At 72.5% G+C, this 25,369-nt stretch carries 26 protein-coding genes; 9 read left to right on the top strand and 17 right to left on the bottom strand.

All coding sequences use genetic code 11. The features are described 5' to 3' along the window. Positions 1-80 precede the first annotated feature (80 nt). Positions 81-1,511 carry an NADP-dependent phosphogluconate dehydrogenase gene (gndA, locus tag BLS99_RS24980; RefSeq protein ID WP_091054454.1) on the top strand — a complete coding sequence of 477 codons (1,431 nt, stop codon included), beginning with the start codon at positions 81-83 and terminating at the stop codon, positions 1,509-1,511. A 60-nt stretch (positions 1,512-1,571) separates the two neighbouring features. Here the strand turns inward: gndA and BLS99_RS24975 are convergent, their stop codons facing one another. The 6 genes from BLS99_RS24975 to BLS99_RS26455 form a co-directional block, all read right to left on the bottom strand. Then, positions 1,572-2,093, bottom strand: coding sequence for an NUDIX domain-containing protein (locus tag BLS99_RS24975; RefSeq protein WP_091054453.1), 522 nt, complete (start codon positions 2,091-2,093; stop codon positions 1,572-1,574). After that, on the bottom strand, positions 2,090-2,620 hold the full coding sequence (locus BLS99_RS24970; protein ID WP_091054452.1) for an NUDIX hydrolase: 531 nt from the start codon (positions 2,618-2,620) through the stop codon (positions 2,090-2,092). The genes BLS99_RS24975 and BLS99_RS24970 overlap by 4 nt, the downstream gene beginning before the upstream one ends. Further along, positions 2,617-3,183: an NUDIX hydrolase gene (locus BLS99_RS24965; protein ID WP_091054451.1), complete on the bottom strand. Its 567-nt coding sequence runs from the start codon at positions 3,181-3,183 to the stop codon at positions 2,617-2,619. The genes BLS99_RS24970 and BLS99_RS24965 overlap by 4 nt, the downstream gene beginning before the upstream one ends. Positions 3,184-3,255: 72 nt before the next feature. Further along, positions 3,256-4,137: a hypothetical protein gene (locus BLS99_RS24960; RefSeq protein WP_143034952.1), complete on the bottom strand. Its 882-nt coding sequence runs from the start codon at positions 4,135-4,137 to the stop codon at positions 3,256-3,258. 154 nt (positions 4,138-4,291) lie between these two features. Continuing rightward, positions 4,292-4,705: a DUF6220 domain-containing protein gene (locus tag BLS99_RS24955; protein WP_143034951.1), complete on the bottom strand. Its 414-nt coding sequence runs from the start codon at positions 4,703-4,705 to the stop codon at positions 4,292-4,294. Then, on the bottom strand, positions 4,698-5,702 hold the full coding sequence (locus BLS99_RS26455; RefSeq protein WP_176953531.1) for a carboxymuconolactone decarboxylase family protein: 1,005 nt from the start codon (positions 5,700-5,702) through the stop codon (positions 4,698-4,700). The genes BLS99_RS24955 and BLS99_RS26455 overlap by 8 nt, the downstream gene beginning before the upstream one ends. Positions 5,703-5,913: 211 nt before the next feature. Here BLS99_RS26455 and BLS99_RS26450 point away from each other — a divergent pair, with 211 nt between their 5' ends. Together BLS99_RS26450 and BLS99_RS24945 are read left to right on the top strand one after the other, a co-directional pair. Then, positions 5,914-7,104: a sensor histidine kinase gene (locus BLS99_RS26450; RefSeq protein ID WP_176953530.1), complete on the top strand. Its 1,191-nt coding sequence runs from the start codon at positions 5,914-5,916 to the stop codon at positions 7,102-7,104. Next, positions 7,101-7,763 (top strand): response regulator, encoded by a 663-nt coding sequence (locus tag BLS99_RS24945; RefSeq protein ID WP_091054447.1) that lies wholly within the window; start codon positions 7,101-7,103, stop codon positions 7,761-7,763. Before BLS99_RS26450 ends, BLS99_RS24945 begins: the two co-directional genes overlap by 4 nt. A 69-nt stretch (positions 7,764-7,832) precedes the next feature. Here the strand turns inward: BLS99_RS24945 and BLS99_RS24940 are convergent, their stop codons facing one another. The 5 genes from BLS99_RS24940 to BLS99_RS24920 form a co-directional block, all read right to left on the bottom strand. Next, the gene (locus tag BLS99_RS24940; protein ID WP_091054446.1) at positions 7,833-8,696 is read right to left on the bottom strand and encodes a YihY/virulence factor BrkB family protein; all 864 of its coding nucleotides are present in this window, start codon (positions 8,694-8,696) and stop codon (positions 7,833-7,835) included. A 67-nt stretch (positions 8,697-8,763) separates the two neighbouring features. Beyond that, a complete protein-coding gene (locus tag BLS99_RS24935) occupies positions 8,764-9,204 on the bottom strand; it encodes a DUF7144 family membrane protein (RefSeq protein WP_091054445.1) in 441 nt (146 codons plus the stop codon). Positions 9,205-9,311: 107 nt separating this feature from the next. Next, positions 9,312-9,905 (bottom strand): anthranilate synthase component II, encoded by a 594-nt coding sequence (locus BLS99_RS24930; RefSeq protein ID WP_091054444.1) that lies wholly within the window; start codon positions 9,903-9,905, stop codon positions 9,312-9,314. Positions 9,906-9,921: 16 nt separating this feature from the next. Next, on the bottom strand, positions 9,922-10,218 hold the full coding sequence (locus tag BLS99_RS24925; RefSeq protein ID WP_091054443.1) for a hypothetical protein: 297 nt from the start codon (positions 10,216-10,218) through the stop codon (positions 9,922-9,924). 1 nt (position 10,219) lies between these two features. Continuing rightward, positions 10,220-11,137, bottom strand: coding sequence for a class E sortase (locus BLS99_RS24920; RefSeq protein WP_091054442.1), 918 nt, complete (start codon positions 11,135-11,137; stop codon positions 10,220-10,222). Between the two features lie 928 nt (positions 11,138-12,065). Here BLS99_RS24920 and BLS99_RS24915 point away from each other — a divergent pair. Further along, positions 12,066-12,329, top strand: a complete 264-nt coding sequence (locus tag BLS99_RS24915; RefSeq protein WP_091054441.1) for a cell division protein CrgA — start codon at positions 12,066-12,068, stop codon at positions 12,327-12,329. Between the two features lie 140 nt (positions 12,330-12,469). Here the strand turns inward: BLS99_RS24915 and BLS99_RS24910 are convergent, their stop codons facing one another. Both BLS99_RS24910 and BLS99_RS24905 read right to left on the bottom strand, forming a co-directional pair. Further along, on the bottom strand, positions 12,470-13,639 hold the full coding sequence (locus tag BLS99_RS24910) for a thiolase family protein (protein WP_091054440.1): 1,170 nt from the start codon (positions 13,637-13,639) through the stop codon (positions 12,470-12,472). After that, positions 13,632-14,150: a YbhB/YbcL family Raf kinase inhibitor-like protein gene (locus BLS99_RS24905; RefSeq protein ID WP_091054439.1), complete on the bottom strand. Its 519-nt coding sequence runs from the start codon at positions 14,148-14,150 to the stop codon at positions 13,632-13,634. The genes BLS99_RS24910 and BLS99_RS24905 overlap by 8 nt, the downstream gene beginning before the upstream one ends. Before the next feature lie 334 nt (positions 14,151-14,484). On the opposite strand from BLS99_RS24905, the gene BLS99_RS24900 reads away from it, so the two are divergent. Further along, positions 14,485-15,603 carry an aminotransferase-like domain-containing protein gene (locus BLS99_RS24900; protein ID WP_342761297.1) on the top strand — a complete coding sequence of 373 codons (1,119 nt, stop codon included), beginning with the start codon at positions 14,485-14,487 and terminating at the stop codon, positions 15,601-15,603. 413 nt (positions 15,604-16,016) lie between these two features. On the opposite strand, the gene BLS99_RS24895 is transcribed toward BLS99_RS24900, so the two are convergent. Next, entirely contained in the window at positions 16,017-16,316 is a 300-nt protein-coding gene (locus tag BLS99_RS24895; protein ID WP_091054437.1) for a hypothetical protein, read from the bottom strand. Positions 16,317-16,495: 179 nt separating this feature from the next. Between BLS99_RS24895 and BLS99_RS24890 the strand changes: the two genes are divergently transcribed. After that, a complete protein-coding gene (locus BLS99_RS24890; protein ID WP_091054484.1) occupies positions 16,496-17,008 on the top strand; it encodes a peptidylprolyl isomerase in 513 nt (170 codons plus the stop codon). A gap of 10 nt (positions 17,009-17,018) precedes the next feature. Next, positions 17,019-17,945, top strand: a complete 927-nt coding sequence (locus BLS99_RS24885) for a rhomboid family intramembrane serine protease (RefSeq protein WP_091054436.1) — start codon at positions 17,019-17,021, stop codon at positions 17,943-17,945. A 378-nt stretch (positions 17,946-18,323) separates the two neighbouring features. Here the strand turns inward: BLS99_RS24885 and mobA are convergent, their stop codons facing one another. From mobA to BLS99_RS24870, 3 genes are all read right to left on the bottom strand, one after another. Continuing rightward, on the bottom strand, positions 18,324-18,938 hold the full coding sequence (gene mobA, locus BLS99_RS24880; protein WP_091054435.1) for a molybdenum cofactor guanylyltransferase: 615 nt from the start codon (positions 18,936-18,938) through the stop codon (positions 18,324-18,326). Between the two features lie 152 nt (positions 18,939-19,090). After that, entirely contained in the window at positions 19,091-20,071 is a 981-nt protein-coding gene (locus BLS99_RS24875) for a DUF4192 domain-containing protein (protein WP_091054434.1), read from the bottom strand. A 164-nt stretch (positions 20,072-20,235) separates the two neighbouring features. Beyond that, positions 20,236-20,640, bottom strand: a complete 405-nt coding sequence (locus tag BLS99_RS24870) for a hypothetical protein (protein ID WP_091054433.1) — start codon at positions 20,638-20,640, stop codon at positions 20,236-20,238. 131 nt (positions 20,641-20,771) lie between these two features. Between BLS99_RS24870 and BLS99_RS24865 the strand changes: the two genes are divergently transcribed. Next, the gene (locus BLS99_RS24865) at positions 20,772-21,629 is read left to right on the top strand and encodes an MmyB family transcriptional regulator (protein ID WP_091054432.1); all 858 of its coding nucleotides are present in this window, start codon (positions 20,772-20,774) and stop codon (positions 21,627-21,629) included. 85 nt (positions 21,630-21,714) lie between these two features. Continuing rightward, entirely contained in the window at positions 21,715-25,257 is a 3,543-nt protein-coding gene (gene dnaE / locus BLS99_RS24860) for a DNA polymerase III subunit alpha (RefSeq protein WP_091054431.1), read from the top strand. Positions 25,258-25,369 lie beyond the last annotated feature (112 nt).

The raw sequence follows: 25,369 nt of genomic DNA, 5'->3' as shown, positions 1-25,369 counted from the left end.
ATCGGCGGTGACGCCTCCCGCGCCGGGCCGACCGGCGAGAATCGGGGCGCACACCTCCACCGCAACGTAGGGAGACAGGCATGAGCACCGCCGACATCGGCGTGGTCGGGCTGGCCGTCATGGGATCCAACCTGGCACGCAACTTCGCCCGGCACGGCTTCACCGTCGCCGTCTACAACCGCACGTACGCCAAGACCACCGAGCTGATCGACGCGCACGGCGGCGAAGGCGACTTCGTGCCCTCCGAGGAGCTCGCCGACTTCGTCGCCTCCCTCAAGCGCCCCCGCAAGGCCATGATCATGGTCCAGGCCGGACCCGCCACCGACGCCGTCATCGACCAGCTCGCCGCCCTCATGGAACCCGGCGACATGATCATCGACGGCGGCAACGCCCACTTCGAGAACACCCGCCGCCGCGAAGCCGCCCTCCGCGACCAGGGCCTCCACTTCGTCGGCACCGGCGTCTCCGGCGGCGAGGAAGGCGCCCTCCTCGGCCCCGCCATCATGCCCGGCGGCTCCGAGGAGTCCTACGAGTCCCTCGGCCCCATCCTCGAGGCCATCGCCGCCAAGGCCCCCGACGGCACCCCCTGCTGCACCCGCCTCGGCCCCGACGGCGCCGGCCACTTCGTCAAGATGGTGCACAACGGCATCGAGTACTCCGACATGCAGCTCATCGGCGAGGCCTACGACCTCCTGCGCCGCGGCGTCGGCATCGAACCCGCCGACCTCGCCAAGATCTTCGCCGAATGGAACGCCGGCGAACTCGACTCCTACCTCATCGAGGTCACCGCCGAAGTCCTCGGCCACACCGACGCCGCCACCGGCAAACCCCTCGTCGACGTCATCGTCGACCAGGCCGGCCAGAAGGGCACCGGACGCTGGACCGTCCAGAACGCCCTCGACCTCGGCGTCCCCGTCACCGGCATCGCCGAGGCCACCTTCGCCCGCGCCCTCTCCTCCGGCACCAAGCAGCGCGAAGGCGCCGTCGACCTGCTCACCGGGCCCAGCGCCAAGACCGACTTCCCCGAGACCTTCGCCGAGGACGTCCGCCAGGCCCTCTACGCCTCCAAGATCGTCGCCTACGCCCAGGGCTTCGACCAGATCGCCGCCGCCTCCGCCGAATACGACTGGGGCATCGACCTCGGCTCCTGCTCGGCCCTGTGGCGCGCCGGCTGCATCATCCGCGCCCGCTTCCTCGACCGCATCACCGACGCGTGGCGCTCGGACCCCGACCTGCCGACGCTCCTGGCGGCACCGGAGTTCACCAAGATCGTCACCGACGCCCAGGACGCCTGGCGCCGCGTCGTCGCCACCGCCGCGCTCGCGGGCATCCCGACGCCGGGCTTCTCCTCGGCGCTGGCGTACTACGACGGGCTGCGCTCGCGGCGCCTCCCGGCCGCCCTCATCCAGGGGCAGCGGGACTTCTTCGGCGCGCACACGTACAAGCGCGTCGACCGCGAGGGCACGTTCCACACCGACTGGTCCGGCGACCGCGCCGAGCACGAGGTCTAGCAGCCGCTGCACGGCACGGCGCCCCCGCTCGTCCGAGCGGGGGCGCCGTCGCGTTCCGGGCTAGTCGACGAACCAGGGGCCGTAGGAGCCGCCGAGGTCCACGGGCGCGGCGGGGCGGTCGCCGTCGCGCAGGCGCTTGACGAGCGCGACGAGCCGATCGGGTTCGAGCATGCCGTCGGTGGACCCGCACTCCTCGATCGGCAGCCACTTGAACACGAGGTCCTTCTCGTAGCCGGTCTCCACGAGCATGCGGGGCGCGAACCGCTCGACGCGCAGGAAGAAGTACCAGTTCTTCTGCACCAGCAGGCGCCCTCCCCGGACGAAGCACGCGTAGATCCCGAAGCCGACCGGGCCCGCGAGCGCGGCGGGGTCGACGGTGAGGGCGGTCTCCTCGTGCAGTTCGCGGGCGGCCGCGGCGGCGAGCGACTCGCCGTCCTCGACGCCGCCGCCGGGGGTGAACCAGCGCTCGACGCCCTCGCGGCAGCGGTTGCCGCCGACGTGGAGGACGGTGTCGTCGGGGGCGAGCAGGACCAGGCGCGCGGAGGTGCGGAACTCGCCGCCGGTCTCGGACTCGATGCTCATCGGACCGAGGTGTCGGCGGTGCGGCTGCCGGCGGGTTCGAGGCGCAGCGGCGCGGTGGGGACGTCGCCGGCGATGAGGCGCTTGATGAGGTGCAGGAGCGGGTCGAACGGGGCGTCGTGGCCGTCGGCGGCGGCGAGCTCGTCGACGCCGATCCACCGGAACTCCAGGTCCTGCTCGTAGGCGTCGCCGCCGCAGACGCGGGGCTCGAACCGGGCGACGCGGGTGAAGAACAGGTAGTTGTCCTGGGTGAAGACCTCGCCGTCGCGGGCGCGGCTGAAGGACCGGCGGGCCACGGGGCCGACCACGTCGGCGGGCGGGACGTGGAGGCCGGTCTCCTCGGACAGCTCGCGCACGGCGGCGTCGAGCGGGGTCTCACCGGGGTCGATGCCGCCGCCGGGCAGGAACCAGCGGGCGGGGCGTTCGGCGGTGGCGGTCCGGCCGATGAACAGGACGGCGTCCTGCTCGTCGATCACGATGCACCGCGCGCCGTACCGGTCGATTCGGGTGGGTTCGTTCGTCGCGCTCACCGGTCAAGTATGGGGGCACGCTCGGTAGTCGTCCAGCCCCTATCGGTGTCCCACGTCCAGGCGCCCCACGGGAGGCGAAGGGGCGCAGCGGGTCTCGGACCGTCCAACAGGTCCTTGAGCAGGGCCGAGACGCCCGCGGGGAACACGAGGGCGTCGACCGCGGCGACCTCGTCGGCGCCGAGCCAGCGGGCGGCGGTGAACTCGGCCCGCTCGATGTCCTCCAGGCCGTCGCGCACGGGGTCGAAGTGCGGCACGCGCACGAAGAAGTACGCGTCCTCGGAGTCGATCACGAGGTCGGGGCCGTCGGACCAGATCCCGGCGGTCTCGGCGACCACCGCCCCGAGCGCGTCCGGTTCGAGCCGCAGGCCGGTCTCCTCGAACACCTCGCGGACCGCCCCGGCCTCCAGCGTCTCCCCCTCGTCGAGCCCGCCCCCGGGGGTGACGTAGTACTCCACGCCCGGCCCCATGTAGTCCCGGCTGTGGAACAGCAGCACCCGCCCCGCCTCGTCCACCAGCAGCACCCGCGCACACCGCCGGCGCCGCACCCTCGACTCCCCGCTCATCCTCCGAGTATGGAGGGCGGGCGGGGCGCCGGCAAAGCGCCGGCGCCCCCGCATCGTCGCGTGGTCCGAGGGTCAGTCGATGATGTCGCCGACCGACGGGGCGGTGACGGCGCGCTTGGCCCAGGCCCGGATCTGGTTCGTGTCGGTGCACTGCTCGATCCGGCGGCGCTGGTTCTCGGAGAGTGAGAGCCCGCGGGCCTCGATGACGTCGATCAGGATCTCCGCCGCGCCCTTCGCCTCGCCGCGGGCTTCGCCGCGCGCCTCCCCTCGGGCTTCCCGATCGGTGAGGAGCTTGCTCTGGTACGGGTAGGTTTCCTGCTGCACTAGGGCCTCCAAGATCGTGCGCGGCCGCTCGCTGAGCTGCCGCATCATGTATTCAGCGTATCGTGCGGCCTGGTCGGGAGGGAGCGCCGCGAGCTCCTCGGATGCTGCCGCGAACAGGCGGCGGCTGTCGGCCGCGTACTGGTGGACGAGGGTGCCGAGCACCATCTGCTCGGCGAGTTCGCCGGTGCCCGACACCGTCGTCAGCTTCGGATAATTGTCAGGGCCGAGCACCAGCGGCTGGAAGACGAACCCGGGGTGGCCGGTCTCGATCGGCTCCGCCGCCCAGTCGGCGACCGACGAGGTCGGGCAGACGACGATCAGGGCGACCGGCGCGCCGATCCGGTGCCGGATGTTGATCTGGTAGGCGGGCCAGGAGAAGCGCTTCCGCTTGTCCTGACCCTGCTGGATCTCCAGGATGATGCCCATCCGGGCGAGGCCGCCCTCGCGGCAGAGGACGACGTTGTCGGCGTTGAGGTCGCGGACCACGGAGTCGGTCGCGCATTCGGAGTAGGGGATCGCTTCGTCGTAGTCGGGGATCGGGATGCCGAGCATCTCGCTGGCGAGGTCGACCGCGAATTCCGGTCGCTCCCGGCAGAGCTTCAAGGGCGTGTCGTGTGCGTGAGTCGTCACTCGCACAACGCTACGAGCACTCGGCGACATGCGCCTCTGACGTAACACGTTGTGCGATCACGTAAGAGATGAGGTTCACTCCAGCCGAGGGGTGAGGCGTGCGCGGGGCGGCCCGCGGCGCGATGCGCCGCGGGCCTGGTCTCCTCTGGGTCCGCTAGGCCGCCACGGGGAGTGCGGTCTCGGGCTTGCGCTCCTCGATGAGGCGCTTGGCGAGCCGGCCGGAGGCTTCGGCCAGGCCCATGATCATGAGGGCGTTGATCGCATGGAAGCCGAAGATGATCTGGCCCGGCACGGTGCCGGCGACGCTCACCAGGGCGATGAGGGACTGGAGCACGACCAGGCCGAACACGCCCGCGGCCATCCCGACGAGCTTCCTGCCGGACCGGGCGAGGGCCGCGAACAGGATGCCCAGGAGGGCGACGACCGCGATCACGCGGCCGTTCACGATGTGCAGGGAGAACGACTCGTCGGGCGAACCGGTCCCCAGGGCCCCGTACCCGGCCAGGAAGAACTGGATCCCGATCAGGGCGTGCATGACGCCCGTCCACACCCGATAGAACTTAAGCATCGACATTCCTCGTCTCGATCTCGTCTTGGACGGCGTCGACGGCGGTCATCGCGCCGAACGCCAGCAGATGGACCACGCAGTGGTCGGTGAAGACCTCGCCCCGCCACGACGCCACATCGGACGCCGCGACCGCCCCGGGCGCCAGCGCCGCCGCCACCGCCAGCCGGGCGCCCAGGCCCGCCTCGCGCGGCAGGGCCGCACCGCCCGCCAGCTCCGGCACGGCGTCCGCGAGGTCCGTGCCCCGCGCGCCCACCGTCCGCGCCACCGACTCCACGGCCGCGTCCGACAGGAGCATCGACCCGTACGCGGCCATCGACCGGACCGCGCCGTACGCTCGCCCCACCGGCGACCCCGCCGCCCACGCCGGCTCCCGCACCGCCGTGCCCCGCGCCCACTGCGGCCGCTCCTCCAGCAGCGGCAGGCTCGCACCCGGCGCCAGGTCCGCCGCCATCGCCTGCCGCAGCAGCCGCGACCCCACCGACCGCCCCAGCCGCGTCGCCAGCACCGGGCTCGGCGCCTCGTTCTCGGCCAGCACCTTCACCATCCGCGTGATGAGCTCGAACACCAGCGCCGTCCCGATGAACCGCGGCGCCGCCTCGGCGAGGAACGGCCCCCGCGCCGTCGGCGCCGCCGCCCAGGCCGCCAGCGCCGCCCACTCCGGCGGCGCCGCACCCGCGCGCAGCGCCTCCGCCAGCTCCGGCTCACCGGCCGCGTGCAGCAGCGTCACGTGCGCGTCGGTGCAGAACCGGCACCCGTTGCGCACCGCGATCACCGTCGCCACGACCTCCTTCGCCCGCCGCTCCTCGGGGCCGCCGACGAGCAGCGACTCCCGCAGCAGCGACCACACCGGCGCCAGCAGCTCCGGTGCGGGCGAGAACATCGTGACCGCCGGGCCCAGCACGCCCAGCTCGCTCTTGACCTGCCGGTACACCTCGGCCACCACGCCCTCGGCGTGCTTCGGATCGACAGGGACGACATGCCTGACTGCGGGGGACATGGGGGCGCCTCCTCGGTTGACTCGGCGGCCCTCACGGCCGCCGCACCCCTCCAGGCTCCCCGGCGCCGCGCCCCGCGGCGTCCGCCCCGAGACGGCAATCCCGGCCTCGCCGCACGCAGCAGCACCGGCCCCCGCGTACACCCAGCGCGGTACGCCCCGCCTGCACCGCGAGCCGACGCCGCAGGTCCGGCCGGGCGTTAGAGTCGGAGGCATGCCGACTCCCCCCGAGACCCGGACGGCCGACCGGCGCCCGCACTCCCTGCCGGGCAGGCGCTTCGACCTCGTCGTCACCGCCGTCATGCTCCTCGACACCCTCGCCGCGGGCCTCATCAAGGACGTCCGCGACGGCATGCCGACGTGGGGCTGGCTCCCGCTCATGCTGGGGCCCCTGGTGTTCCCGCTGTGGCGGCGCCACCCGCGCCTGGTCCTGGTGGTCAGCGTCGGCTCGGTCCTCGCCTCCGGCCCCCTCGGCGTCGGCCCCCTCGCCGTGGTCCCGGCCCTGGTCGCCATCGCCGTCGCCATGTACACCGGCTACCGCGCGCTCTCGGTCACCACGGTGTTCGCCCTCTCCGCGGTCACCGCCCTCGGCAACCTCCACAACGCCGGCTGGACGCTCGACTCCCAGGTCGTCGAGCGCACCCTCCTGGTCGTCGGCTGGCTCCACGTGGCCCTCATCTCCGGTCTCTCCCGGCGCCAGCGCGACGCCTACATGGCCGAGGCCGAGCACGTCCGCGAGGAGGCGGTCAAGCGCAAGGCCGCCGACGAGCGGGTCCGCATCGCCCGCGAGCTCCACGACTCCCTCACCCACTCCATCTCGGTGATCCGCGTCCAGGCCGGCGTCGCACTCCACCTGGCGCGCAAGCGCGGCGACGACCCGCCGCCCGCGCTCGTGGCCGTCGAGGAGGCCGCGAAGGACGCCACCCGGGAGCTGCGCGAGACCCTGACGATGCTCCGCGACGACGACGGCCACCGCCTCGCCCGCCTCGCCGACCTCGCCGACCGCTACCGGGGCCTCGGCTTCACCATCGACGTCGAGTGCGACATCGACCACGCCGCCCCGATGGGCGCCGAGGCCGACCACGCCGCGTACCGGATCGTCCAGGAGGCGCTCACCAACGCCGTCCGCCACTCCGGCGGCGACGCCGTCCGCGTCCGGGTCCACCGCGACGCGGACGCCGTCACCGTCGAGGTCGCCGACAACGGCACCGCCGCCCGCGTCGCCCCCGGCCGCGGCATCACCGGCATGCGCGAACGCGTCGACGCCCTCGGCGGCACCCTCCACGTCGGCCCCGGCGAGTACGGCTTCACCGTCCGCGCCTCCCTCCCCGACCCCGCGGAACCCGCCGCCGACCCGGCCCCCGCCGCACCGGAGCACCGCGCCGAACTCGAGGAGTCGCGGTGATCCGGGTCCTCCTCGCCGACGACCAGCCGCTCATGCGCGGCGGCTTCCGCGCCCTCATCGACGCCGAGGACGACATGACCGTCGTCGCCGAGGCCGCCGACGGCCCCACCGCCGCCCGCCTCGCCGCCGACACCCTCCCCGACGTCGCCCTCCTCGACGTCGAGATGCCCGGCGGCGACGGCATCAGCGCCGTCCGCGCCATCGCCGCCGACGACCGGCTCGCGGGCGTGCGCGTCGTCATGCTCACCAACTACTCCTTCGACGCCTACGTCTTCGACGCCCTCCGCGCCGGCGCCGCCGGGTACCTCGTCAAGGACACCGAGCCCGAGGAGCTCCTGCGCTGCGTCCGCGCCGCCGTCGCCGGGGAGACCCTCCTGTCGCCGCAGATCGCCGCGAAGCTCGTCGCCGAGTACGTCGCCCACCCGCCCTCGCGCCTCGCCGGGCAGGTCGAGGGGCTCACCACGCGCGAGACCGAGATCGTCGCGCTGGTCGCCCGGGGCCTGACGAACACCGAGATCGCCGAGCGGCTGTTCATCAGCCCCGCCACCGCGAAGACGCACGTCCACCGCGCCATGATGAAGCTCGCCGTCCGCGACCGGGCCGGACTGGTGGTGTTCGCGTACGAGTCGGGCCTGGTGCAGCCCAAGGGAAGCGGTTAGGGCACCCGGCCAGGCACCACTCGGCCAGGCAGCACTCGGCCAGGCACCACCCGTTCAGGGAGCGCTCGTTCAGGCGGCGCTCGGTTCGGCCGCCTCGCCCTCGGCGGTCCCGGCCGTGTCCGTCGCCGGATCGGCGGTCGCGTTGTACTCGAAGCCGAACAGCAGCGCCGCGTTGGTGATCCACAGCCACACCAGGAACACGATGACGCCGCCGAGCGCCCCGTACGTCTTGTCGTAGTTCCCGAAGGTCGACGCGTACAGCCCGAACCCGGCCGAGGCGGCCAGCCACAGGACGACGGCCAGGACCGCGCCGGGCGCGCGCAGGCGGAAGCGCGAGCGCTTCGCGGGCGCGAGCCAGTACAGGAGCGCGACGATGACGATGACGAGCACGGTGATCGCGGGCCACTTCACCCACGCCCACACCGTGACCGCGGCGTCGTCGGCGTGCAGGGTCCGCCCGATCGCGCGCGCCACGGTCCCGCCGGTCGCGGCGACGACCGCGCACACGGCGGTGAGGGCGCCGACCACGACGGTGAGCACGATCCGCACGACGAGCACCGTCCACCACTTGCGCGACTCCTCGGTCCCGTTGACCGCGTTGAGGGCCCGCGAGAACGCGGCGACGTAGTTCGAGGCCGCCCACAGTGCGGCGGCGAGGCCGAGCAGCGCGACGAGCCCGGCGGTGCCGGGGTTCATCTGGAGCCGCGCGACCGCGTCCTCGATGATCGACATCGAGTCCCCGGGCACGAGCGAGCCGACCCCGTCGAGGAGCGACGCGGTCGCGTCCTCGCTGAGCAGGCCGATGAGGGAGGTGCCCACGAGGATCGCGGGGAACAGCGAGAGCACCGAGTAGTACGTGAGGGCCGCGGCGGCGTCGCCGCGGTTCTCGGCCGCGTATCGCTTGGCGGCTTTGACGATCGAGCGTCCACCCATCCCTCCACCGTCCCAGACGCGGCGCGCGGGCGGGGCGGTTCGGGAGAACTCGGCGCGTCCGATCCCCCTACCGCTCCAGCGGTTCGTCCTCGCGGCCGGCGGTGGGCCCGGTGGTCAGGGCCCAGATGACGAACACGTCGACGGCGATGACGAGCGTCGCCCACAGCGGGTACTGCGGCGCGAGGAAGAACTGGTTCATGGCCGACACGACCGCGACCAGCACGCCCGCGTACCCGCCGCCGCGCAGCCGCTCCAGCCGCCGCGAACGCGGCGCGCCGACCTGCATGAAGCCGATCACGATGGCGGCCAGGCCGATCGCGATGTTGACCCAGCCCCAGCCGGTGTTGTCGGCGCGGTACCAGTAGCCGCCGCCGGTGAACATGAAGGAGCCGCCGCTCGCCACGGCGTACCCGATGAAGACCTGCCAGGCCCCCACCAGCAGGAGGAGGACGCCGGCGAACGCGGAGCCGGTGCCCCTGCGGCGAGGATTCCAGTCCTCATCGGTCATGCGCGGTCCCCCCCGGGATCGGACGGGCGCGGGCCGCCCCGCACTCAGCCTAGGCGACGACGGCGCGCGACCGCGGCATCCACACTCGACGCCGGGCCCGCGAGCCCTCACGCGCCCCCGCCCGGCGCGAGGCGCCGCAGCCAGTTGGCGAGGAGCGCGCTGCCGTCCTCGGTGAGGATCGACTCGGGGTGGAACTGGACGCCCTCGACGTCGATCCGGCGGTGCCGCAGGCCCATGACGGTCCCGTCGTCACTGGTCGCGGTCACCTGGAGCGGGTCGTGGACGCTGCCGGGCTCGACCGCCAGCGAGTGGTACCTGGTGGCGGTGAACGGGTTCGCGAGCCCGGTGAACACGCCGGAGCCGTCGTGGCGGATCGGGGAGGTCTCGCCGTGGCGCAGTTCGGCCGCGCGCGAGACGACCGCGCCCCAGTGCTCGGCGATCACCTGGTGGCCCAGGCAGACGCCGAGGACGGGGACCTCGCCGGCGAACCGGTCGAGCAGGTCGTGCCCGAGCTTGGCCTCGTCGGGGCGCCCGGGGCCAGGCGAGAGGAGCAGCCCGGTCGGGCGCAGCCGCGCGGCCTCGTCCACATCGGTCCTGTCGGAGCGGCGCACGTCGACGCGGGCCCCGAGGGCCCGCAGGTAGGAGACGATGGTGTGGACGAACGAGTCGCGGAAGTCCACCACCAGGACGCTCCGGGTCACGGCGCGGCCCCGCGGGTCACCCGTCGTCCTCCCCGGTCGGGGACTCGGCGGTCTGCCAGTCGTCGGGGTCGAACTGGGTGTCCTGGCAGTCCACGCCGGGCGTGCAGGTCGGCGACTCGCCGCCGTCCTCGTCGGCGGGCTGGTCGACGTTGACGCCCCCGGCGGGGTCGACGTTGCTCCACGGCATGTGCGGGCGCACGGCCGGGAAGAGCACGAACCACAGCAGCGCGCAGGCGCCCGCGCCGAGCGCGACCGAGCCGATGATCTTGCCGGGCAGGCCGAACGGGAGCTTCCTCCAGATCCACGAGTACACGTCAGGCCTCCGGGTCGATCGCCGCGGGCGGCAGCTCGCCGGCGGGGTCGCGCTCGATCGTGTCGACGAGCTGGCTGTAGACGACGTACCGCTCGTAGTTGTCCCACAGCGGATGGCAGGTGAACAGGGTCAGCCAGTAGTCCTCGTCGCCGGGCTCGGAGCCGGGGTCGCCGGGGACCGGCGCGGTGATGTCGACCTGCGTCTCGTCGACGACGACGTGCTCCTGCACCTCGTACACGTAGAAGTAGTCCTTGGTCTCGATGACGACCTTGTCGCCGGGCTGGAGGTCGCGGATCTTCTGGAAGATCGCGGGCACGTTGTGGCCGGCGAGGGTGAAGTTGCCCTGCTCGCCGGGCATCGCGCCGTCGAGGTAGCGGCCGGGCGCGTACTCGATGTCGGCCGGTTCGGTGCCCTCGACGAGGGTCCAGGACTCGGCGCGGATGTCGGGCGCCCACATGCGGGCGAACACGTCGCCGAGCTCGGGGACGGGGTTGCCCTCGTCGTCCTCCTCGGCCTCCCAGATGGTGTCGAGGTCGGTGGAGAGGGTGTCCTGCTCGGCGTTGATCGCCTCGGAGACGCCGAAGACCTCGTAGGCGGCGTACATGAGCACGACCGCGCCGAGGGTGATGAGGGCTTCGCCGAGGCCGCGGACGGTCGAGCGGAGGCCGCCGCCCTCGCCGCGGTGGCGCTTGACGGTGCGCTTCTTGCGGGCGGCGCTCTCGGCGCCGGGCAGGGCGGGGACGTCGTCGGCGGGGATCACCGGGAGGATCGCGGTGCCGTCCGGCTCGGGGACGAGCGGGGCCTTGGCGAGGCGCGGGGGCCGCAGCGCGGTGGTGGTGTCGAAGTCGGGCTCGGCCGGTTCGGCGGGGGCCATGCCGCCGCCGAAGGCGCCGGGGACCTTCGCTTGCCCGCTCGGCACGCTCGCGCGGCCGGGCCCGGCGGTCCGGGGCGGGCTGGGCTGCTTCGGGGGGCTCTGCGGCCGGGGCGGGCTCGGGGGTCCGGCGGGGGACGCGGCGGGTCCGGGAGGCGCGGCGGGTCCCGCCTGGGGGGCGGCCTGGGGCGGCCCGGGCTGGGGACGGCCGGCCTGCGGGAGCCCGTGCGGCGGCTGTCCTTGCGGCGGTTGCGCGTTCGGGGGCGGGAGGTGCGGAGGAGGGGCGCTCGCGGGTCCGTGCTGCACCGGTCCACCCTGCTGCGGAGCGCTCTGCGGCTGCGCACTCTGCGGCGGTCCGCCGGGCGGCGGTGCCGACGGGGGCGTGACGGGCGGTTGCGGTTGGGGCTGAGGAGGTCGGGGCGCGGCCTGCGGTGCCGGGTCGGGCTGCGGGGTGGTGGTCGGCGGGGGCGTCTGCGGCGCTTCGGGGCGCGGCGGCGGTGCTTCCGCCTGCGGCGGCCGGGCTTCGGGGTGCGGCGGCCGGCCCGCGGCGGGGGCGCCCTGTGGCGGAGCGGGCGGCGGCCCCTGCGGAGGCAGCCGGCGCGGCGGCGGCTCGTCCGCGAAGGGGGACCAGTCCTGATCGCTCACCTGGAACTTCCCCTCAATCGTGCCCGTGTTCTGAACGTGTGGGCGCTGTCGTAACCATAACGCGCGAGGCAATCCTAGGGTTGTCCCGCGAAGGCGAGTATCGCCCGAACGGGCAGCCCACCGCGGGCGCGGGCGCGGCCCGGGAGTGTCGGGCGCGCGGGCGGACGCGGTGCGGTCCATCCGGATGCGCTACTACTCCTTACACGCCGCCGGACCCCGGAATCGGGCAGTGCGCCTCCGGGGTGTGAGCTACGCGATGCCGCGCGGACGGCGCGTCACCGGCGGACGGTACCCTGGGGGCCGGACATGTCCCTCAGTTGGAGAGTCGTCGATGCCGAAGTCACGCATGCGCAAGAAGAAGGTCTACTCGAGCTCGGGCCCGGGTAAGAGCACGACCTCGGGCGAGAGCTACGAGCCCAGCCCGACGTGGGTCCCCATCACCGCCGTCGCCCTCATCGTGATCGGCATCGGCTGGCTCACGCTGTTCTACCTCTCGGGCATGGCGTTCCCCGTGGCGGCCTGGGGCTACTGGAACCTCGCGGTCGGCTTCTCCTGCATGGTCGCGGCCCTGCTCGTCCTCTCGAAGTGGCGCTGACGCACCCCCGCTGAGACCCGAGCGTTCCTCGTATCGCTCGGCCCCGGAACGATGTCGGACCCCCGGCGTACTCTTGTGCCAGGGGTCCCTTAAGGGGGATTTATCAGGATATTTCCTGATGCGCCCCCTTGCTCCGGTTCCTAGAGGAGCTCGAACACCGTCGCGTTGGCCATGCCGCCGCCCTCGCACATCACCTGGAGCCCGCGCCGCAGCCCGGTCTCCCGCATGTGGTGGAGCATCGTCGCGGCCAGCCGCGCGCCCGAGGCGCCCAGCGGGTGCCCGAGGGCGATCGCGCCGCCGTTCGGGTTCAGCCGCTCCTCGTCCGCGCCGGTCTCGGCCAGCCACGCCAGCGGGATCGCCGAGAACGCCTCGTTCACCTCGAACACGTCGATCTCGTCGAGGTCGAGCCCGGTGCGCCGCAGGATCTTCGCGGTCGCCGGGATCGGCCCGTCGAGCATGAGCACCGGGTCCGACCCGACCGCGCACGCCGCCGCGATCCGCGCCAGCGGCCGCACCCCGAGCCGCCGCGCGTGCGCGTCGGTGGTGACCACCAGCGCCGCCGCCCCGTCGGAGATCTGCGACGACGTCCCCGCCGTCACCGACCCGTCCGCCTGGAACACCGGCTTGAGGCCTGCGAGCCGTTCGAGGCTCGTGTCCCGCCGGACGCCCTCGTCGGCGCCGACCGTTCCCGCCGCCGTCGCGACCGGCGCGATCTCGGCCGCGAACAGGCCCTTGTCGGCCGCCGCGGCGGCCTTCTCGTGGCTGGCGAGCGCGAACGCGTCCATCGCCTCCCGGCCGATCCCGTACCTGGCGGCGACCCGCTCGGCCGCCACGCCCTGGTTGAACGGCATCGCCGCGGCCGCGTCGACCTGCGCCGCATAGCGTTCGCGCACCGCCGGACCGTACGGCTCGCCCGCGCCGGCGCCGAGGCTCGACCCCATCGGGACGCGGCTCATCGACTCCACGCCCCCGGCGACGATCACGTCGGCGTGCCCGGCGAGGACCGCCGCGGCCGCGAACGCGACCGCCTGCTGGCTCGACCCGCACTGCCGGTCCACGGTCGTCCCGGGGATCGCGTCGGGCCAGCCCGCGGCGAGGACCGCGTTCCGGGCGACGTTCCAGGACTGCTCGCCGACCTGCGAGACGCAGCCGAGCACCACGTCGTCGACGGCGTCGGGCCCGAGCCCGGACCGCTCCAGGGCCGCGTTCATCGCGTGCGCGGCCAGGTCGACGGCGTGCACGCCCGCGAGGGCGCCGCCGCGGCGCCCCAGCGGCGTGCGGGCGGCGGCGAGGACCACGGCCTCAGGCATTGCGGTACACCGGGGCGATGACGGCGCGCGCGATGGCGTTGAACGTCAGGTGGAACGCCCCGATCGCCATCGACGAGGCCGGGTCGACCGCGACCTGGTCCTTCAGGGCGTGGACGGCGAACAGGTACCGGTGGTCGGGGTCGCCTGGCGGCGGTGCGGCGCCGGCGAAGCCGACCCCGCCGGAGTCGTTGCGCAGCTGGAACGCGCCCAGCGGCGGCGATCCGGCCGCGCCGGTCGCCAGCTCGGTCACCGAGGCGTCCAGGCCCAGGAGCATCCAGTGCCACCAGCCCGAGCCGGTCGGCGCGTCGGGGTCGTAGCAGGTCACCGCGAACGCGGCGGTCTCGGCGGGGAAGCCGGACCAGGCCAGGTGCGGGGACACGTCCTGCCCGGCGACCTGCGCGGCCGGGAGGGTCTCGCCGTCGGCGACGTCGTCGGAGACGAGCGTGAACGACGGGACCGGGGGAAGGAAATCGTAGGGCCAGGGGGCCCGCGTGCGGTCGAGCGACGTCATCGTCCTCCTCCTTCCGGGCCCGCGCGGGCGGCTCGCCGCCCGGGGACCACGGGTTCGATTGTGCTCTCACCAGCCGGGCGCCGCCGCGAGACCTCCGCGGCGGCGCCGCCCGCCGCCGCGGTCCGCCGCTGCGGCGGCTCCCGTCGGCGGCGGCGCGGTGCGGTTCGGCGCGACCGGCTTCTCCTGCACCGTATCGCGCCGGGCTCCTCGCGCGGCGCGGGCCGCGCGGGGAGCCGCCCGGTGCCGCGCCCTGACCGCCCCTGACCCGCCCTCACTCCCCGTGACGCCGGGTGAGGCCCGCCATGGCCTGTGCACATGCCGGTCGACGTCCGCCCTGTGGGCCGCTTACGCTGGTGTCATGCCGAACACCGACGTCATCTCTTTCTCCCGGGGCGCCCCGTCGCTCGACATCGTCGACACCGAGGGCCTCAAGGCCGCGGCCGTGGCCGCCCTCGACGCCGACCCGGCCGGGACCACCGGCTACGGCACGTCCGTGGGCTACCCGGCGCTGCGCGAGTGGATCGCCGCCAAGCACGACGTGAACCCCGAGAACGTGCTGGTCACCAACGGCTCGATGCAGGCCGACGCGTTCCTGTTCGACGCGCTCGTCAAGCCCGACACCCCGGTGATCGTCGAACGGCCCAGCTACGACCGGACCCTCCTGGGCCTGCGCGAGCGCCGCGGCCAGCTCCACCCGGTGCGCGTCCAGGCCGACGGCCTCGACGTCGACGAGCTCGAAGCCCTGCTCAAGGGCGGCGTCCGCCCGCGCCTGGCGCACATCATCCCGAACTTCCAGAACCCGGCCGGCGTGACGCTGTCGGGCGAGAAGCGCACCCGCCTGCTCCAGCTCGCGGGCGAGTACGACTTCACGATCTTCGAGGACGACCCGTACCTCGACATCCGCTTCCGCGGCGGGCAGTTCCCCACCATGCTGGAGCAGGACGACGAGGACCGCGTCGTGTACGCGAGCTCGTTCTCCAAGACCGTGTGCCCGGGCCTGCGCACCGGCTACCTGGTCGGCCCCGCGGACCTGATCGCCTCGATCGCGGCCGCCGCCACCAACACGTACATCGCGCCGAACATGTTCGCGCAGGCCACGATCTACCAGTTCGCGGCCTCGGGCGCGCTCGACCGCTCGATCGCCACCGTGAAGGCCGCCCTGGAGGAGCGCGTCGACCAGCTCGCCGCGTCCCTGCGCGCGCACCTGCCGAACGCCGAGTTCGTGGTGCCCGACGGCGGCTACTTCCTGTGGGTCGACCTCGGCGAGGGCGTCGACTGCGCGAAGGTCGCCGCGGCGGCCGGAGACGAGGGCGTCCAGGTCGTCAAGGGCACCGACTTCGTGCTCGAAGGCGGCGAGTCCTGCCTGCGCCTGGCGTACTCGGCCGTCAAGGCCGACCGGATCGACGAGGGCGTGCGCCGCCTCGCCAAGGCCGTGGAGTCCTCCCGCGCCTGAACAGCGCACCGTCCGTGACGATCCACGGACGTTCCGTCGACAGTGGATGGCGGTTATGCGCCATGGCGTATAACCGCCACCGCCTCGCCCTTCCCAGAACGCGAACGGGGCGCGACAATCGGTTGCGTGGCCGCGGCCCTGCCGCGGCGGTACCCGTTATCCCGCCCCCATGACGCCGGATCGGTGGACTCGCCCACTCCCCCCCGAGGCGAGGCACCGGTCCGGCGTTGCCCTTCCCGGGGTTCCCGATTCCCAAGGCGCGCAAACGGTTCGGGGACCCGTGTCCCCACGGATCCCCGAGTCGCCCGTCCACCGGTCCCACCCGGCGGCGCTCCGCGCCACCGGCCGGCGTCCGGCCGGATTCTTCACTTGTCGCTCCATCGCTGCCGCGGCGTCCCCCCGGATCGCCGCGGTTAGCGGCTGACGCTGTCGACGAGCTCGTCCTGGAGCGCCCGGTCGTCCAGCTCCGTGTCGTCGAGCAGTTCGTCCGCGAGGAGCTGCTCCCCGATCGACTCCGTCCGCTGCCGGTACCACAGGTACGCGACGGCCCCGCCGATCGCGAGCCCCGCGCCGATCGCACCCGCGACCCACGGCCACTTCGGTGCCGGGGGCTTGCGCAGCCCCACCTTCGCCAGGACGACGTTGACCCTCGGCGCCGCGGCCTCCTTCGTGCCCCGTGCCGCTGCGAATCCCGCGTCCTTGAACGAGGTCACACCGTGTTTGAAATGGTCCACAGCCTCCCGGGCGGGAGTGGTGGAACGTCGGCTCAAGCCCATCGTGAATGCCTCCTCTAGGTGCCTGTACAACTCATCGTGCACCGGGCTGTGACACCCGTCGAGGGAAACGGGGGAGAAAGTTGGACGAACCTCGGCCGTCTGGCACCATGGACGCCATGACCAAGGCGACGCTGAAGACCAATGCCGGCGACATCACCATCGAGCTGCTCGACAACCACGCGCCCAAGACCGTGGCGAACTTCGTGGGACTGGCCGAGGGCACCAAGGAGTACAAGGACCCCGAGACCGGCGCGGCCGGATCGGGACCGTACTACGACGGTGTCATCTTCCACCGGGTCATCGACGGCTTCATGATCCAGGGCGGCGACCCGACCGGCACCGGCCGCGGCGGCCCCGGGTACCAGTTCGCCGACGAGTTCCACCCCGACCTCCACTTCGGCGAGCCGTACCTCCTCGCCATGGCGAACGCCGGACCGGGCACCAACGGCTCCCAGTTCTTCATCACGCTGGGCCCGACCCCGCACCTCAACTTCCGCCACACCATCTTCGGCAAGGTGAGCGACGAGGACTCCAAGGCCGTCGTCGACCGGATCGGCAAGACCGCCACCGGCCCGATGGACCGCCCGGTCAACGAGATCGTCATCGAGTCCGTCGTCATCGAGAAGTAGTAAGGACTCGATGAGCGAAGAGCAGTCGGCCCCGGTCTGCTATCGCCACCGGAACCGCCAGACCTACCTGCGCTGCGTGCGCTGCGACAAGCCGATCTGCGCCGACTGCCGGATCGACGCCCCCGTGGGCTTCCAGTGCCCCGACTGCGTGGCCGAGGGCCGCCGGACGATGCGCAAGACGCGCTCGTCGTTCGGCGGCGGCGCCCGCGCGGGCGCCGCGGGCACGGTCACGAAGGCCCTCATCGGCGCGAACGTCGCGGTCTTCGTGCTGGCGCTGGTCGCCGGCGGCGGCCTCGCGGCGGCCACGTCCTCGGCGCTGACGCCGCTGCACCTGCTCGGCGCGGAGATCGGGTACCTCCCGGGCTACCGCTCCGAGGTCACCGCAGAGGTCTTCGGGATGTCGATCACCGCGCCGTTCGTGGCCGCAGGCGGGTACTACCGCATGATCACGGGCATGTTCCTGCACTTCGGCGCCATCCACCTCCTGTTCAACATGGTGGTGCTGTGGATGCTCGGGCGGATCCTCGAACGCGACCTCGGCCCCGCGCGGTTCACCGCGGCCTACTTCCTGTCCGGTCTGGCCGGATCGGTCGCGGTGTACCTGTTCTCGTACGACACCTTCACGGCCGGCGCCTCCGGCGCCGTCTACGGCCTGTTCGGGCTGCTCATCATGGTGAACCGCAAGCTCCGGCGCGACAACCAGGGCATCTACGTGCTCCTGGGCCTCAACCTGGTGCTGACGCTCATCATGGGCTTCAGCTTCGCCGGCCACGTGGGCGGCCTCGTGGGCGGCCTGATCTGCGGCGCGATCCTGACCTTCACGCCGCGCGAGCGGCGCCGGCTCCACTGGGTCGGCTTCGCGGTCTTCCTGATCGCGCTCGCCGTGGTCACGTTCATCCAGACCGGCTCCCTCGACAACCGCTTCGACATCGTCTAGCTAATCGACCCCGGGAGGCCGCCGCCAGGCGGCCCCGGGGTCGCTTGCTGTCTCCGGTTCGTATCCGCCCGTGCTGCGGCTCGCGTTCAGCGTGTACGCGACCTTCGTGCGCACCTGGTCGAGCGAGGCTGTTCGCCTTGGGGGCCTCCCCCTCCCCCCTCCCCCCCACCCACCCCTCGCCCACCCGCCCGGATGTCGATTGCCTGCATGGTCGTCAGGGCTGAAGCCGGGGCTTCGGCCGCGGTCGTCGTTGACCGCCTCAGCGGATGGTCGACTCTCGTTCGGCGATGGCGCGATGGCGCGATGGCGCGATGGCGCGATGCGTTCGTGCCGGTTCGGCCGGTCGTCGCGGTGCCGTCGAGTGGGAGTCGCTGCCGCTTATTTCATGTCGGCGGCCCAGGCGCGGGCCTGATCGAGGTCGTCCGGGGTGTCGCAGTCGAACCACGGGGGCGGACTGGCGTCCTCCCAGACCACGGTCTCGACGTCGATCCCGGTGAACAGGAGCCGTGCGGGGGCTCCGGGTTCGACCGCTGCCGCGTTGCGACGGAGCGGGCCGGCCGGCCAGACGCCGCACAGCCACTGGCGGCGACCCGCGTTGTCGCAGAAGAGGGCTCCGGACTCGGGGCCCGCCGCGTTCGCCGTGTCGATGAGGAGCCGCAGCGCCTCGGTCGACAGGAACGGGAGGTCCCCGGCCAGGACCGCTACCCGGGTGCAGTCGCCTGGCACATGCTCCAGGCCGGTCCGCACCGACCGCGCTGGGCCTGAGCCCGGCGGGTCCTCGAGGACCTGGACCGCCCCGTTCGGCAGGGGCGCCGCGTCGGCGGGCCGCGTGCCCACGACCACTCGTGCAGCCGCCCCCTCGCAGGCCGCCAGCACCCGCTCGAGGATCGTGGCGCCTTCGACGACCAGTTCGCATTTCGCGCATCCGGCGAATCGCCGGGCCTTGCCGCCGACCAGGAGGATCGCGGCGAAATCGCTCGGGAGTTCACCCATGCACCCAGCCTAGCGATCAGGTCCGAGGTGCGGTGGCCTGTGGCCGGAGCGGTACCGATGCGTCTATGACGGATTCTTGTCGTCATTCGGTTCCCTTCTGACTTGTGGCGGTGGCGGTGGCGGCGGTGGGGTGGGGCGGGGTCGTGCGGCTCTCATTCCTCTCTTCCTGCGGCTTCCAGTTCCGCGGTGCCGATGTTGGCGAGGGAGGCCGGCGGGTAGCCGGCTTGGAGGGCGGCCCTGAGCATCTGCGCGAGCCGGTAGTTCGGGCTCGACTTGAGGGCCGTGTCGAAGGCTTCGAGGGCGAGGACCCCGTTCCCGAAGCGGTAGGCGGCGAAGCCCGCGACCGTGGCGGCCGGGGCGCGGAGGTCGTCGGCCATGTGGCGGGTCACCCAGGTCCACAGGTCCAGCCGGTTGGACTCGAACTGCCCGGTGCAGATGCGGCGGATCGCGTAGTCGCGGATGTCCAAGTCCCCCAAGGCGAGACCGATCGAGGCGATGTCGTCCGGGCCCGGGAGCGCGGTCGTGCTCATCCAGTGGTCGATCGCGTGGAGGTCCTGGGACCGCTGGGTGGCCCAGTCGAGGTCGGCTTCGGCGGCGAGGGCCGCCGCGACCGCCCGTTCGACCGCGGCGCGGCGGCCCGGTGCGGCCGGGGCGAGGAGTTCGGCGACCTCCGCGCGGTCGGCCGCGGCGTAGCAGCCGGCGAGTGCGACCTCGCAGGAGGCCGGGGAGGTCTCGGGGATCGGGGTGCCCTCGGGCGGGCAGCAGGGCTTGTCGCAGGTGAGGCTGAACCAGCGCCCGTCGGCGACTCGGAGCCGGTCGAGCGGTGGAATCCCGGCGTTGAACAGGCGGGCGGCAGCCCGTTCGATCGACGCCTCGGCGACCTCCTTCTCGCCGTAGGCCACGACCACGCATTCGTCGCATTCGTTGAGGCTGAGCTGCCCGGTCAGGTCCGGCAGGTGCTCCAGGTGGTCGGCGGAGCCGGGCAGGTCGACCCTGAAGGTGCACTGGAGCTGCCGGGCGGCCAGTCCCACGACTACGAGGCTGTGCTCCGGCTTGAAGCCCAGCAGCAGGGGGATCGTGGTGAGGAGGTCGTTGGGGCCGTTGATGCTGATTCGCGCCTGTGTCATGTTCATTGGTCAACTGTCCGCCACATGCGCCGCAGTGTCGAGAAATGTTTTTTGGGCTGTGGATAACTGATTCAGGCGATTTCGCGTTGTGGATTGTTTGGCGTGTCGCCGTCGGCGGTGGTAGCGCGTTTCGGGGCGGCGCGACAGCGCCGCCCCGTTCACCGACGCGATCAGATGCGGGCCGCACCCGCGGCTTCGAGGACCGCGAAGAGCGCGACCAGGGCGGCGCCGCCCAGCAGGACGATGTAGCCCGCGACCGTCAGGTCCACCAGGCCCGTGAACGGCAGCACCGCCAGGGCGAGTGCGGCGATCGCGTTGTTGACGACCACGCCGGTCACCTGGCCGCGCACCAGGTCCGGGTAGCCGGCCACCAGGGCCAGGGCGACCGCGCAGCCGAGCAGGTACACGCCGAACGGCACCGCCCACGCCGGGCCGAGGCCCAGCAGCGAGTCGACCAGGGCGAAGCCCGCGGTCATGAGGAGGCCGAAGGCGGCGCAGGCGACGGCGTCGAGGCGCAGCACCGAGCGCAGACGGGTCTCAGCGGCGGTCGCGGCGGGGGCGGTGAGAGCGGTCATGGTTCCCTCCAAGGGGTCCGGGCGGGACTCGGGTCGTCCCTGCATGCCGCCAATGCTGGACCCGCCGGGTCAGGTCCGCAATGACCTCTGAGGTCATGGCCGGGCGCCGCGGCCGCGGTTACGGTTGCGCGATGAACGTCCAGACCCTCCCCGCGTTCGGCGGGCTCCTGCGCGAGTGGCGCGAGCGCCGCCGCCTGAGCCAGTTCGACCTGTCCGTGCAGACCGGGGTGTCCGCGAGGCACCTGTCGCGCATCGAGACCGGCCGCGCCGAGCCCAGCCGCCGCATGGTGCTGCGCCTCGCCGAAGCCCTCGATGTGCCGCTGCGCGAACGGAACGCGCTGCTCGTCGCCGCCGGGTTCGCGCCCGCGTGGGCCGAGACCGACTACTGGGACGAGCGGCTGGCGGTGGCCCGGGAGGCGATCGGGTGGATCCTGGAGCACCACGACCCGCTCCCGGCCGTGGTGGTCGACCGGTTCGGGAACCTCCTCGACTTCAACGGCGGCGCCGGCGTCCTCATGGAGGGAGTCGACCCGGAGCTGCTGAGCGGGCGCGTCAACCTCGCGCGGGTCGCGCTGCACCCGCGGGGGATGGCGCCGCGGCTGCGGAACTTCGGGGAGGTGCGGCAGTACTTCCTCGACCGGCTGCGGGCGCAGCTCGCCGTGGACGACCACCCCGCGGTGACCGAGCTGATCGAGGAGGTCCTCGCGTACGAGCCGGTCGCGCCCGACGACGGCGGGTGGGACGGGGCCTCCCCGAGCCCGATCGCGCTGCCGCTGCGGGTGCGCAGCCGCCACGGCGACCTGTCGATGTTCACGACCATCGCGACCTTCGGCGCGCCCCGCGACGTGACGGTCTCCGAACTCGCCGTGGAGCTGTTCTTCCCCCTCGACGACACCACCCGCCGGGCGTTCGCGGCGGCCGCCGGCGGGGGTGGGACGGAGCCCATCGGGGCCGCGGAGGCCGCGCGGACGGGCCGGGAGGGGGACTAGGCTGGAGGGTCCGGAGCGGGTCCTCGGCGGGGGCGCGGGACCGGCGTCGGCGAGGACAACACCACAGGTCAAGCGGGAGCGAAGCGTGTCGAACCAGTACGTCCACCTGCACGTGCACAGCGAGTACTCGATGCTCGACGGGGCCGCGAAGCTCAAACCCATGTTCACCGAGGCCGAGCGCCTCCAGATGCCCGCGATCGCGCTCACCGACCACGGCAACATGTACGGCGGCTACGCGTTCTACCAGCAGGCGAAGAAGACCGGGGTCAAGCCGATCATCGGCATCGAGGCGTACCTCGCGCCGCACGACCGGTTCCACAAGAAGCCCGTGTTCTGGGGCGAGCCGGGCCAGCGCCCCGACGACATCTCCGGCGGCGGCGCGTACACGCACATGACGATGCTCGCGAAGGACTCCGCGGGCCTGCGGAACCTGTTCCGCCTCTCCAGCCTCGCGTCCTTCGAGGGCTACTACTACAAGCCGCGCATGGACCGCGAGCTCATCGCCGCGAACGCGGCGGGGATCGTGGCGACGACCGGCTGCCCCTCGGGGGAGGTGCAGACGCGGCTGCGGCTGGGCCAGGTGGAGGAGGCCATGCAGGCGGCCTCGGACTACCGGGACATCTTCGGGGCGGAGAACTACTTCCTGGAGGTCATGGACCACGGGATCGGGATCGAGCAGCGCGTCAAGTCGGAGCTGTACGACCTGGCGAAGAAGCTGGGCCTGCCGCCGCTGGTGACGAACGACTCCCACATCGTGACCGAGGACCAGCGGGACACGCACGAGGCGCTGCTGTGCGTCCAGTCGGGGACGACCCTGGACGACCCGAAGCGGTTCAAGCTCGACGGCGAGGGCTACTTCCTGCGGTCGGCGGACCAGATGTACGGGCTGCGCAGCGACGACTTCTGGCAGGAGGGCTGCGCGAACACGATGCGCGTGGCCGACATGGTGTCGTCGTACGACGACATCTTCGCGGTGCAGGACCGGATGCCGATCATCCAGGTGCCGGAGGGCCACGACCAGGGGACGTGGCTGCGCGAGAAGGTCGCGATCGGCCTGAAGGAGCGGTTCCCGGGCCAGGACGTGCCCGCGGAGTACCTGGAGCGGGCCGAGCTCGAGCTGAACGTCATCATCAACGCCGGGTACCCGTCGTACTTCCTGGTGGTCGCCGACCTCATCTCGCACGCGCGGTCGATCGGGATCTACGTGGGCCCGGGCCGCGGTTCGGCGGCGGGTTCGCTGGTGGCGTACGCCATGAAGATCACGAACATCGACCCGATCGAGCACGGGCTGCTGTTCGAGCGGTTCCTCAACCCCGAGCGCGTCTCGATGCCCGACATCGACATCGACTTCGACGACCGGCGCCGCGGCGAGATGATCACGTACGCGACGGAGAAGTACGGCAAGGAGTTCGTCGCCCAGGTCATCACGTTCGGCACGATCAAGACCAAGGCCGCGATCAAGGACGCCGCGCGCATCCACCACGGCCAGCCCGGGTTCTCGATCGCGGAGCGGATCACGAAGGCGCTGCCGCCGCCGGTGGCGGCGACGGACATCCCGCTGTCGGGGATCATGGACCCGGAGCACCCGCGGTTCAAGGAGGCCGGGGAGGTGCGGAGCCTCATCGAGAACGACGGCGAGGTCCGCACGATCTTCGACACCGCGCTGGGCCTGGAGGGGCTGATCCGGAACGCGGGCGTGCACGCGTGCGCGGTCATCCTCTCGTCGCAGCCCCTGGTGGACTGCATCCCCATGTGGGCCAGGCCGGACGGGTCGATCATCACCGGGTGGGACTACCCGTCCTGTGAGGACATCGGCCTGCTGAAGATGGACTTCCTGGGGCTGCGGAACCTCACCGTCATCGGCGACGCGATCGAGGCGATCAAGATCAACCGGGGCATCGACCTCGACCTGGACACGCTCGCCACGGACGACAAGAAGACGTACGAGCTCCTGTCGCGCGGCGACAGCCTGGGCGTGTTCCAGCTCGACGGCGGGGCCATGCGCGAGCTCCTCAAGCGCATGCAGCCCACCGAGTTCAACGACATCATCGCCGTGAACGCCCTGTACCGGCCGGGCCCAATGGCCGCGAACTCGCACAACAACTACGCCGACCGCAAGAACAAGCGGCAGGACGTCGTCGCGCTCCACCCCGAGCTCGCCGAGGCCCTGGAGGAGATCCTCGCGGAGACGTACGGCCTCATCGTCTACCAGGAGCAGATCATGCGCATCGCGCAGAAGCTCGCCGGGTTCACGATGGGCCAGGCGGACATGCTCCGCAAGGCCATGGGCAAGAAGAAGCTCGACGTGCTGGAGAAGCAGTTCGCGTCGTTCGAGGCGGGCATGCAGGGGAACGGGTTCTCCAAGGAGTCGATCAAGACCCTGTGGGACATCATGCTCCCGTTCGCCGGCTACGCGTTCAACAAGTCGCACGCCGCGGGGTACGCGCTCGTCGGGTACTGGACGGCGTACCTGAAGGCGAACTACCCGGCCGAGTACATGGCGGCGCTGCTCACCTCGGTGGGCGACTCGAAGGACAAGGCCGCGGTGTACCTGTCGGAGTGCCGGCGCATGGGGATCACCGTGATGCCGCCGGACGTGAACGAGTCGCGGCACATGTTCCACCCGGTCGGCAAGGACATCCGGTACGGGCTCGGCGCGGTCCGCAACGTCGGCGCGAACGTGGTCGCGGGGATCATCGAGGCCCGCGAGGAGAAGGGCGCGTACGGGGACTTCAAGGACTTCCTCCAGAAGGTCCCGGCGCCGGTGTGCAACAAGCGGACCGTGGAGTCGCTCATCAAGGCCGGGGCGTTCGACTCGCTCGGGCACGCGCGCCGCGGGCTCGCGGAGGTGCACGAGAAGGCGATCGACGCGATGGTCTCCATCAAGAAGGAGGAGGCGCGCGGCCAGTTCGACCTGTTCGGCGGGATGATGGAGGAGACCACCGACACGCTCGGCGTGGACCTCACCATCGCCGACGACGAGTGGGACCGGCGCGACAAGCTCGCGTTCGAGCGGGAGATGCTGGGCCTGTACGTCTCCGACCACCCGCTGAACGGGTTCGAGCGGCTGCTGTCGGCGAACGCGGACCGGCCGATCGCGCTCCTGCACGGCGAGGACGTCCCGGACGGCGCGAACGTGCGCGTCGCCGGGATCCTCCAGAACGTCGCGAAGCGGGTCACCAAGCAGGGCAAGTTGTGGGCGTCGGCGACCCTGGAGGACCTGGCCGGCTCGATCGAGGTGCGGTTCTTCCCGAACACGTACGAGCTCGTGTCCGAATCGCTCGCCGACGACCTCGTGTGCTGCGTCAAGGGCAAGCTCGACCGGCGCGACGGCACCGCGCAGCTCATCGCCCAGGACCTCGCGGTCCTCGACACGTCGACGGGCCCGGAGTCGAACTCGGCGCCGATCACGCTCGCGCTGCGGGCCGCGTCGGTCAACCCGGCGCTCATCGAGAAGCTGTCCGACACGTTCAAGACCCACCGCGGCGAGGCCCAGGTGCGGGTGCAGCTCGCGAACGGGCCGAAGACGCAGCTGTTCGCGCTCGGCGACGCCTGGCGGGTGCGGCCCTCCATCGAGCTGTCCGCCGACCTGAAGGCGCTCCTCGGCGCGGGCGCCCTCATCGGGTAGGAGTGGGACGCGGACCGGGCCCGCCCTGCACAGGGCGGGCCCGGTCGCCGTTCCCGGGCGCGAACACGGCCGCCGGGGCCGCGGGCCCGCTCAGGGCGCCGACGCTCGTGTC

It is taken from the genome of Glycomyces sambucus (assembly GCF_900102815.1).
Classification (GTDB): domain Bacteria; phylum Actinomycetota; class Actinomycetes; order Mycobacteriales; family Micromonosporaceae; genus Glycomyces; species Glycomyces sambucus.
Note: the sequence above shows the minus strand (reverse complement) of the source record. Positions and strands in the feature narration are given on the sequence as shown.